Origin of the sequence: Myxococcus sp. AM009, from assembly GCF_013372605.1 — a bacterium.
GTDB classification, from domain to species: Bacteria; Myxococcota; Myxococcia; order Myxococcales; family Myxococcaceae; genus Myxococcus; species Myxococcus vastator.
Genome location: NZ_JABXEP010000211.1, coordinates 1 through 9,836, shown reverse-complemented (window position 1 = coordinate 9,836; position 9,836 = coordinate 1). Strand labels below are relative to the sequence as shown.

Here is a 9,836-nt window from a genome sequence, read left to right as displayed (position 1 = left end):
CCCCGGCGCAGCCCACCGGTCCCCGCCCGAACGCCGCCCGCGAGGAGCGCGTACGGATGACGCCGCTGCGCAAGCGCGTGGCCGAGCGCCTCATCCAGGCCCAGTCCACCGCCGCCATGCTCACCACCTTCAACGAGGTGGACATGGGCGAGGTGATGGCCCTGCGCAAGAAGTACAACGAGAAGTTCCAGCAGAAGCACGGCGTGAAGCTGGGCTTCATGAGCTTCTTCATCCGCGCCTCCGTCGAGGCCCTCAAGGCCTTCCCGCAGATCAACGCGGAGATTGACGGCGAGGACGTCATCTTCAAGCACTACTACGACATCGGCGTGGCCGTCAGCGGCAGCCGCGGCCTGGTGGTGCCGGTGGTGCGCAACGCGGACAAGCAGGGCCTGGCGGAGCTGGAGAAGTCCGTGGGCGAGCTGGGCAGCAAGGCGCGCAACAACAAGCTGGCCCTGGCCGACCTCCAGGGTGGCACCTTCACCATCACCAACGGCGGCATCTTCGGCTCCATGCTGTCCACGCCCATCCTCAACCCGCCGCAGACGGGCATCCTGGGCATGCACAACATCGTCGAGCGCCCCGTGGCCCGCGACGGCCAGGTCGTGATTCGGCCCATCATGTTCGTCGCGCTCACCTACGACCACCGGCTGGTCGACGGCCGCGAGGCCGTGCAGTTCCTGGTGCGCGTGAAGGAGTGCATCGAGGACCCGGAGCGGCTGCTCCTGGACGTCTGACTTCAGGCCCGGTAGCCGGGCGAGACTTGCATTCCGGGCGGCCGGCTGGACTTCCAGCCGGCCGTTTCACTACAACTGGGAGTGTCTCCCGGTTGTCGGGGGGCGGGAAGAACGGGCGGCTCTCCTCGCGCCGCCCCGCAAGACTGAAGGACGTGCAATGGCAACCGGTACCGTGAAGTGGTTCAACGACGCGAAGGGCTTTGGCTTCCTCACCCAGGACGGCGGTGGTGAGGACGTGTTCTGCCACCACACCGCCATCAACATGGACGGCTTCCGCACCCTCCAAGAGGGTCAGAAGGTGGAGTTCGAGGTCACCCGTGGCCCCAAGGGCCTGCAGGCGCAGAACGTCCGCGCCGCAAGCTAACGCGTCCGTCAGCCACTCCGTCCGGACTGGCCGATGACAAGAGGCCCGGCCCCACCACCTGGGGACCGGGCCTCTCGTTTTACAAGCCCTGGGGGCCGCGCGGCCTACAGGTGGCGCTTGAAGTGGTCCATGACGCGCTCCCACTGGCGCTCGGTGACGAGCGGGTCGGGCACCATGTGCGTCAGGCCGCTCAGCGGCAGCAGGTCGTGCGGCTTGCCGGCGCGGAAGAGCGCGTCACTCAGCTTCAGCGTGTGGAAGAAGTAGACGTTGTCGTCCGCGGTGCCGTGGATGAGCAGCAGCTTGCCCATGGGCTTGTCCTGCTTCGCGTACGTCAAGAGCGAGCTCTTCTCGTAGGCCTCCGGGCGCTGCTGCGGCACGCCCAGGTAGCGCTCGGTGTAGTGGGTGTCGTAGTCCAGCCAGTCCACCACCGGGGCGCCGGCCACGCCGGCCTTGAAGACGTCCGGGCGCTTGAGCACGGCCAGCGCGGACATGTAGCCGCCGAAGCTCCAGCCGGAGATGCCCACGCGGGACAAATCAAGCTCCGGGACTTCCTTGGCCAGCGCCTTGAGCGCGGCGACCTGGTCCTCCAGCGTGACGCCGGAGAAGTCGCCCTTCACCTCGCGCTCCCACTTCGCGCCGCGCAGCGGGGTGCCGCGGCCGTCAATCTTCACCACGAGGAAGCCCTGGTCCGCCACCCACTGCGACATCAGGTGCGCGGCCATGCTCTTGTGGACCACGGTGGTGGTGGGGCCGCCGTACACCTCGACGATGACGGGCAGCTTCTTGCCGGGCTTGAAGTCGCGCGGGCGCACCAGGGACGTCCAGAAGCGCTCGGGGCCCACCTGCCGCTGCTCCACGCTGGGCGTGTAGGGCGGCTCCTGCGCCACCGAGGGCAGCTCGCCCACGCGCGTGCCGTCCGCGCGCACCACCAGCACCTTGGGCATGGCCTTGAGGCCCTGCCCATGCACCACCGCCAGCCCGCCGCTCTTGGACACCGCGCCCGACTCGATGTCGAGCCCCGCCGTCACCTTCTCCGGGGCGCCGCCGGCCTTCACGCGCCACAGGTGGCTCTGCGTGGGGTTGGGGCCGCCGTTGAAGAAGAGCGTGCCGTCCTGGTGGAGGTAGCGCGCCAGCGAGCGGAAGCCCGCGTCCGGCTTCACCACGGTGCGCGCCAGCGAGCCGTCCGCCTTGCGCAGCTCCACCTCCGGGCCGCCGTTGCGCTCGGTGTACCAGAGGAAGCCGCTGCCATCCTCCAGCCACAGCGGGAAGGCCTGCTCCAGGTTGAGCCAGGCGTCGTCCTTCTCCGTCAGCAGCTCACGCGACTTGCCCGTGCGCGGGTCCACCGCGAGCAGCTGCTGCTCCGTCTGCTCCCGGTTCTGCACCAGCACGGTGAGCGGGCCGCCCTTGGGCCACGTCACGGTGGCCAGGTACGGGTACTTCGCCGCGTCCCACTTCGCCCACACGGTGCGCCCGCCGGTGACGGGGGTGATGCCCAGCCGGACCTTCGCGTTGGCCTTGCCGGGGCGCGGGTACGCGAAGTCCTCGCCGCCGCGCTCGGGGTGCATGACGTCGACGATGGTGAGCTTCTCCACGTCCGTCGTGTCCGCCTCCGTGTACGCGACGGACTTCGCGTCCGGGCTCCACCAGTAGCCGGTGAAGCGCCCCATCTCCTCCTGGGCGACGAACTCGGCCACGCCGTGCGACTTCGCCTCGGTGCCGCCCTTGGTGACGCGCTGCTCGCGGTTGGCGGCCACGTCGATGCGGTACACGTCGTGCTCCCGCACGTAGGCCACCTGCTTGCCGTCCGGGGAGAAGCGCGGGTCCAACGTGCCGGGGCCCGTCTTCAGCTCCGTCACCTTGCCGCTGGCGCGCTCCACCACGTAGAGGCGGCCGGACAGGGGCACCAGCAGCCGGGCGCCGTCCTCGGACACCTGGTAGCTGGTGAAGCCCCGGGCGCTGACGCGCATGCGCTCCCGGCGGGCCTTCTCCTCGGGGGTGAGCGTCTCCTCGGCGCCCTTGAGGATGGCCTCTGGGGTGAGCAACTCCCGCGTCTGCCCGCTCTCCACGTCGAACGCGTAGAGCGTCTGCACGTTGGACGTGGGCTGGGTGCGCAGGAAGAGGACGCTCTTCTCGTCGGGGGAGATGCGCACGCCGCCGGGCCGGCCGCTCATGAAGCGGCGCGTCTCCGAGAACTGGCGCAGGAAGGGGTCTTGCTTCCGCTGCGTCTGGGACATGGTGAGGGGCTTGAGTTCCTGGGCGGAGGACGAAGCGCTCGCTAGCAGGAGCGCGGCGGTGAGGACGTGGCGCATGCGTCGTCGAGTCCCCGCGGGGAGGGCGGGGCTCCTTTCGTGGAAAGGTGCGCGGAGCAGCCTACACTCGGCGGCCTCGCGGCCGGAGCAAACGCCTGGGCTGCTGGAGGATTCCCGACGCCATGGAAACGGAAGACGACGCCCCGCGGCACCTGCGCCTGGCCGGAGTCATCCGGCTGGGCCTGGGCGGCGGGCGGGGCCCGAAGGACGCCTACGTGTTCGACCCGCACCGGCTCGCCCTCCCCGCCTGGACCTGCGCCCTGGGTGACGCGGAGGGCCCCGCCCTGCTGGTGACGCTGGACCGGCACCTGGACACCGTGGTGCCCCGGGCCCCCGCGGCCGTGCCGGACCGGGCGGCCGGGCTGCGCGCGCTGGACGAACATGCCCGCTGGGCGCTGGATGTGCGCAACTACGACCACATCCTCGCGGCCATGGAGGCGGGGCTTGTGGGAGACGCGCTGCTGATTGCCCGCGCCCGCCCCCGGGGCGCCTTCACGGGGGACACCTACGTGGACAGCCGGGGCCGGCCCCACCGGCTGGTGGCCGTGTCCACCGTGGACCGGGCCGCGGAGGCCTACAGCCGCCCTGCCCCCGGCGACGCCGTGCGCGACGTGCTGGACGCGGCCGGACGGGTGCTGCTGGACGTGGACCTGGACTGCTTCACCTCCCTGAGCGACGCGGACCCGACGACGGTGCTCCCCTGGCCTCGGCAGGTGATTCGCGAGTTCCTGCTGCCCCAGGACTCGGAGCCCTTCTGGGACGCGGTGCTGAAGAAGACGGTGGCGCTGACGCTGGCGCGCGAGCCCCACCACTGCGGCGGGCTGCTCGCGTCCGGGGACTTGTTCCGGGACGCGGCCCAGGTGCTGTTCCGGGAGCTGTTGCGCACCGAGCCCCCATGAGCCGCGCCGCGCGCTACAGCGGCGTCTCCATGAAGTTGGGCCGCACGTCCGTCATCTGTCCGCCCGCGAAGGAGAAGCGGCTGCCTGGCGGCGGCCGGGCGTCATTGAGCACGTAGCCGAAGTCCACGCGGAAGGGCAGGACGTTGAACTGCGGGAAGAGCAGCCGCAGGCCCATGCCCACCGTGTGCACCATGGCGGGCCGGTCATTGAACGCGCTGCCCGAGTCCCAGAAGAGCACGCCGCCCAGGTGCACCGTCTTCACGACGATGGGGCGGCTCCGGTACTCCAGGTTGAAGAGCAGGAGCCGCCGGCCGGAGTACGCATCCGCGCCCGCGCCGCGCAGGCCATTGGCGCCGCCCAGCAGGTGGATGCGGTCGAACAAGTCGTCGATATTCACGTCCAGCAGCCCGCGCGCCACGAAGCGCCCGCCCAGCACCTTGGGCGACACCTCAATCAGCTCCGCCGCCCAGCGCCGGTTGGTCCACGCACCCCGAGGCCCCAGCGGACGGCGGATGGCGCCCGACATGGAGGCGGTGGTGAGCGTGTCCCCCAGCCGCAGGCGGTAGCGCAGCGCCAGCCCGCCCTCCACGAAGTGGCTCTGCTCGCCGAACACGGGCGGCGCGTAGCGCAGGGTGGCCGCCAGCCAGTGCCCCATCTGGAAGTCCTCGGCCAGGACGTACGAGTCCACGTCCCGCAGCACCTCGTAGCGCGCGTCGAAGGCGCGCAGGCTCAGCCCGACATAGCCCGCGTCCTCCGCGCGCGGCAGGTAGTTGCGGTTGAACCACTCCGACTGCGCTGGAGAGAGGCCGGACGCCAGCGGCGCGCCGTAGGCGTAATGGTAGGCCCCCACCGTGCCGCCCACGTTCCACTTGTAGCGGGTGCCCAGCGAGCGCGTGTACGAGACGCCGCCCACCACCTCTTCGGTCCGGTAGACGTAGGGCACCGCGGGCCCGCCGGGGAAGGGCAACTGCCAGATGGACGCGCCCCGGTAGACGCGGTTCGTCTCCACGTTCCAGGCCACGGAGGCGCTGGCGCTCCAGGGCGTGGACAGCGAATACAACGGCCGGCTCATCGCGAGGCTGCCGCGCGAGCCCTCCGTCTTGCCCGTCTCACGCCCCTGGATGACGGCGATGGACTCACTCAGCGACCAGCGGCTGCCCAGCACGCGCGGGTCCGTGTAGCTCTGCCCCAGGCTGAGGGTGTCCTGCCGCAGCACGAAGTCCACGGCGATGCGCTTGCCGCGCCCCAGGAAGTTCTGCTCCGTGCCCTGCAGCTTCAGGTACTGGAGCAGCGAGCCCACCGCCGCGAAGTCACTGTTGAGCCGCAGCGACCAGATGTCCTTGGTGACGGCCATCACCGCCACCGAGCCCGGCGCGCGGCCCTTCACCGCCACCAGGCGGACCATGGAGAACAGGCGCAGCCCGCGCAGGTTGCGCGCCGTCTCCTGGGCGAGCGCGTCCGAGTACGGCGCCCCCACCTGGAGCAGCACCTCGCGCCGGACGACGTCGTCCCGCGTCCGGGCATGGAAGATGTTGAGGAAGTCGGGAAAGGGGTCGATTTCGGCCACCACGTCCTCGGTGGCCACCAACACCTCTTCCAGAAGCTTGCCCTCCGGCGCCGGCTCCAGCACCCGCCCGTGCCGGGCCAGGGCCTCATCAATCAGCGCGTCCTCGTAGTTCTCGATGGCCGACGCGGGCCCCTTCACCGGCGCGTCAGGCGACGCTCCCGACGTGGAAGGCGCGGCCGCGAGAGACATGGCAACGAGCAGCGCAGGCAGCGAAAGCGGCACGCAAGGCATCCTGTCATGAGCCGCGCCATTGCCCCCTGGACAATGCCGCGCTCTGTTACATCGCGGGATTTCCCGTTTTCACGGTCGCGTCAAAAATATACATGGGGGAAGCAACCGCGAAGCCCACCGGGTGGATAATGACGGCATGACCAGCGTCGTCGGCCCCCGCCGCTCGCCCCTCCTCGCTCGCCCGACCACCGAAACCGCCCGTGAGACGGCGTCCGCTCCCCGGACGACCTCCACCGCGGCCACCAGCTCGTTCCAGCCCGCGCGGCCGGGACTCGAGGGCACCACGCCCTCGATGCTGACGAAGCTCGGCGCGGTCTTCGTTCCCCAAACGCCCACCGCCACGCAGGCGGCGGCCTCGAACCTGAAGGCCGCGGTCGGCACACGGGCGGCGTCGCTGGTCCACAGCACGACGCCCAACGCCGACATCAAGGACCACACCACCATCGAGAGCACCCTCGACGTCCCCGAGGACGCCACGGTGGAGTCGCTCAAGCTCAACCTGGACATCGAGCACACCTACCGGGGCGACCTGAAGGTGACGCTGACCTCGCCGTCCGGCAAGAGCGCGGTGGTGTCGGACCGCAAGGGCGGTTCGGCGGATGACCTGACGGGCGCCTTTGACTTGTCCGCGTTCAAGGGCGAGCCCACGAAGGGCACCTGGACGCTGGAGGTGCAGGACGCGGCGCGCGGCGACACCGGCACGCTGAAGTCGTGGGGCCTGGACATCACCCCCGAGACGCCGGTGACGGGGCCCGAGGAGCCGGAGGAGCCCGAAGGTGGCCTCTTCGAGGGCCTGCGCGACGGCGCGCTGCTGGACGCGCTCCAGGACTACTCCTCCGGCAAGCGGACCGTCAGCTACAACGAGGCCCGCCGGCTGATGTTCTCCAGCCTGGACGTGAACGAGAGCGGCAACGTCGTCTGCGTCTACACGGGCGCCGAAGTCAAAGGCGGCAAGATTCCCAACAACTCGGTGATGAACACCGAGCACACCTGGCCGCAGTCGAAGGGCGCCACGGGTTCGGCCAAGAGCGACCTGCACCACCTCTACCCCACCGACAGCAAGGCCAACTCCCGGCGCGGCAGCTTCCCGTTCGGGGTGGTGGTGAACGAGCGGTGGAGCCAGAACGGCGCGAAGTTCGGCACCGACGCCCGGGGCAACATGGTGTTCGAGCCGCCCGACTCCCACAAGGGCAACGTGGCGCGGGCGATGTTCTACTTCTCCGCCACCTACAACAAGTCCATCTCCAACGACGAGGAGGCGGTGCTAAAGGCGTGGAACAAGCTCGACACGGTGGACTCCGCCGAGGTCGAGCGCAACCGCCGCATCGCCACCATCCAGGGCAACTCCAACGCCTTCGTCGAGGACTCGGCGTTGGCCGACCGAGTGAAGGACTTCTAGGCCCCCGCGGAGCGCAGCTCCCCGTCGCGCAGGGGCGGCAGCTTCTCGCCCCGCGCCACCGCCGCGACGATTCTCGCCAGCCGGTCCACGCCGTCCGACAGGGCGGCCGGCCCCGGCTGGAGGATGAGCGAGCTCTTCACCTCGTAGAGCTGGTCCTCCACCACCGCCCGGACCCCGGCCCACCCGGGGCGGGCGACGATTTTCTCCCGCTTCGCCTTGCGCCCGCACCAGCTGGCGATGACGCCCTCCGGGTCGCGCCGCGCCACCTCCTCCGGCGCGAAGATGCGGCCCTGCGCCCCCTGCGACGCGCGCGACTCCCGGCACACGTCCACGCCGCCCACCAGCTCCACCAGCTCCGAACACCAGCGGATGCCGGAGATGAGCGGCTCGTGCCACTCCTCGAAGAAGATGCGCGGCCGGCGTGGCAGCGACTCCGCCGCGTCCGCGTGCCGCGCCAGGTTCGCGGTGAGCTCGGTGGCCAGCGCCTCCGCGGCCTCGGGCCGTCCCACCAGCGCGCCCGTCAGCCGCACCGACTGGAGGATTTCGGCGAGCGAGCGCTGGTTGAACAGGTAGACGGGCACGCCCCGCTTCGCCAGCTCGCGGCCGATGTCCGCCTGCAAGTCGGAGAAGCCCAGCACCAGGTCTGGCTTCAGCTCCAGGATGCGCTCGAAGTTCGCGTCCAGGAACGAGCTGACCCGCGGCTTCTTGCGCGCCTGGGGCGGGCGCACGGTGAAGCCGGACACGCCCACCACCAGGTCCTCCGCGCCCAGGCGGTAGAGCACCTCCGTCGTCTCCTCGGTGAGGCACACGACGCGGCGGGGGTAGGGCGGCGCACCGGAGAGCAGCTCGGACAGGCGGGCATTCATACGGGGCCGCACCCTAACGCGGCCACCGCCGCGCTACGTGTCCGTAGCATCCGGCAGCGCGCGGGGGCCGGGCTTTCACCGGACTCCCCGTCACGCAACGTCTCACGTGTGTCACCTGTGAAACGTTGTCGCGCCCGAGCCGGATTCTCGGCCGGTGGCGCACTGCGCCAACCCGGCAGGTCGCTTGGGAGGTGGAGGATTGCAGTGCTAGCATCTGCCCTCATGTTCGACCGGCGTGTCACGTGCCTCACCGGTCGGTGGGGGCAGTCATGATGGAGAGCAACGCCCCGACGAATGGCGCCCCACCCGACGTCGCGGACCCCATGCTGGGCCGGGTCCTGAACGAGCGCTTCCGCATCCTGGAGACGCTCGGTGTCGGAGGCATGGGCCGCGTCTACAAGGCCGTGCAGTCACCGCTGGACCGGCTGGTGGCGCTCAAGGTGCTCAACCCCCAGTACGGCGAGGGCAAGGACCCGGGCTTCCAGAAGCGCTTCTTCCTGGAGGCCAGCGTCACCTCGAAGCTGCGCCACCCGAACACCGTCACCGTCATCGACTACGGCAAGACGGACGACGGCATCTACTACATCGCCATGGAATACCTGGAGGGGCTGACGCTGGGCCAGCTCCTCACGCAGATGGGCCCGCTGCCGTGGCCGCGCGCGCTCAACATCACCCAGCAGATCGCCCGCTCGCTGCGCGAGGCGCACAAGGTCGGCCTCATCCACCGCGACCTCAAGCCCGCCAACGTCATGGTCCTCAACCAGGAGACGGACCACGACGTGGTGAAGGTGCTCGACTTCGGCCTGGTGAAGTCCTTCATCGGCGACGCGGCGCCCGTGCCGCAGGACACGTCCATTACCCAGGCGGGCATCATCCTGGGCTCGCCGCAGTACATGGCGCCTGAGCAGGCGCGCAACATCGCCGACCCGCGCAGTGACGTGTACAGCCTGGGCGTGGTGCTCTATCAGATGCTGATGGGGCGGCCGCCCTTCCTGGCCGCGCAGAGCATCGACGTCATCGTCAAGCACATCAACGAATTGCCGCCCGCCTTCGGCTCGCTCTACCCCAACCATGGCATCCCCGGAGAGGTGGAGGCCCTGGTGATGAAGTGCCTGGCCAAGACGCCACCGGAGCGCTACCAGTCCATGGACGAGGTGATGGAGGCCATGCGCCGCACCCTGTCCACGGTGGGCGTCAGCGGCGCCTTCAGTGGCGCGCGCTTCGCCGGCGTCAGCGGCGTCGGCGGCGCCAGTGGCAGCGGCCCCATCAGCGGTCCCCACGGCGCGGCGGGCTCCGGTCCCGCCACCGTGGCGCTGGACATCTCCGTGGAGGAGGCGCCGGGCAAGGGCGGCCGCAAGCCGCTGGGGATGCTGCTCGGCGGCGGCGCGCTGCTGGTGGGCCTTGGCGCGGCCCTGGTGGTGGCGCTGCGCCCCACCCCGCCCGCCGAACCCGCCGTCACACCGCCAC

The 9,836-nt window shown here is 70.4% G+C and carries 8 protein-coding genes; 5 read left to right on the top strand and 3 right to left on the bottom strand.

From position 1 onward, the window contains the following. Both sucB and HV824_RS32455 read left to right on the top strand, forming a co-directional pair. On the top strand, nt 1–734 hold a 734-nt coding region (sucB, locus tag HV824_RS32460; protein ID WP_176424982.1), incomplete at its 5' end, for a dihydrolipoyllysine-residue succinyltransferase. A 157-nt stretch (nt 735–891) separates the two neighbouring features. Then, nucleotides 892–1,098 (top strand): cold-shock protein, encoded by a 207-nt coding sequence (locus tag HV824_RS32455; RefSeq protein ID WP_176421346.1) that lies wholly within the window; start codon nt 892–894, stop codon nt 1,096–1,098. A 104-nt stretch (nt 1,099–1,202) separates the two neighbouring features. On the opposite strand, the gene HV824_RS32450 is transcribed toward HV824_RS32455, so the two are convergent. Then, nucleotides 1,203–3,407: a DPP IV N-terminal domain-containing protein gene (locus HV824_RS32450; RefSeq protein ID WP_176424981.1), complete on the bottom strand. Its 2,205-nt coding sequence runs from the start codon at nt 3,405–3,407 to the stop codon at nt 1,203–1,205. 122 nt (nt 3,408–3,529) lie between these two features. On the opposite strand from HV824_RS32450, the gene HV824_RS32445 reads away from it, so the two are divergent. Next, nucleotides 3,530–4,306: a UPF0489 family protein gene (locus HV824_RS32445; RefSeq protein WP_176421348.1), complete on the top strand. Its 777-nt coding sequence runs from the start codon at nt 3,530–3,532 to the stop codon at nt 4,304–4,306. 13 nt (nt 4,307–4,319) lie between these two features. Here the strand turns inward: HV824_RS32445 and HV824_RS32440 are convergent, their stop codons facing one another. Next, on the bottom strand, nt 4,320–6,104 hold the full coding sequence (locus tag HV824_RS32440; protein ID WP_217917931.1) for a BamA/TamA family outer membrane protein: 1,785 nt from the start codon (nt 6,102–6,104) through the stop codon (nt 4,320–4,322). Between the two features lie 136 nt (nt 6,105–6,240). Between HV824_RS32440 and HV824_RS32435 the strand changes: the two genes are divergently transcribed. After that, entirely contained in the window at nt 6,241–7,503 is a 1,263-nt protein-coding gene (locus HV824_RS32435; protein WP_176424979.1) for an endonuclease, read from the top strand. On the opposite strand, the gene HV824_RS32430 is transcribed toward HV824_RS32435, so the two are convergent. Then, complete coding sequence (locus HV824_RS32430) at nt 7,500–8,369, bottom strand: cobalamin-binding protein (RefSeq protein ID WP_176421351.1); 870 nt, start codon at nt 8,367–8,369, stop codon at nt 7,500–7,502. The genes HV824_RS32435 and HV824_RS32430 overlap by 4 nt on opposite strands. Before the next feature lie 269 nt (nt 8,370–8,638). On the opposite strand from HV824_RS32430, the gene HV824_RS32425 reads away from it, so the two are divergent. Beyond that, on the top strand, nt 8,639–9,836 hold a 1,198-nt coding region (locus tag HV824_RS32425; RefSeq protein WP_176424978.1), incomplete at its 3' end, for a serine/threonine-protein kinase.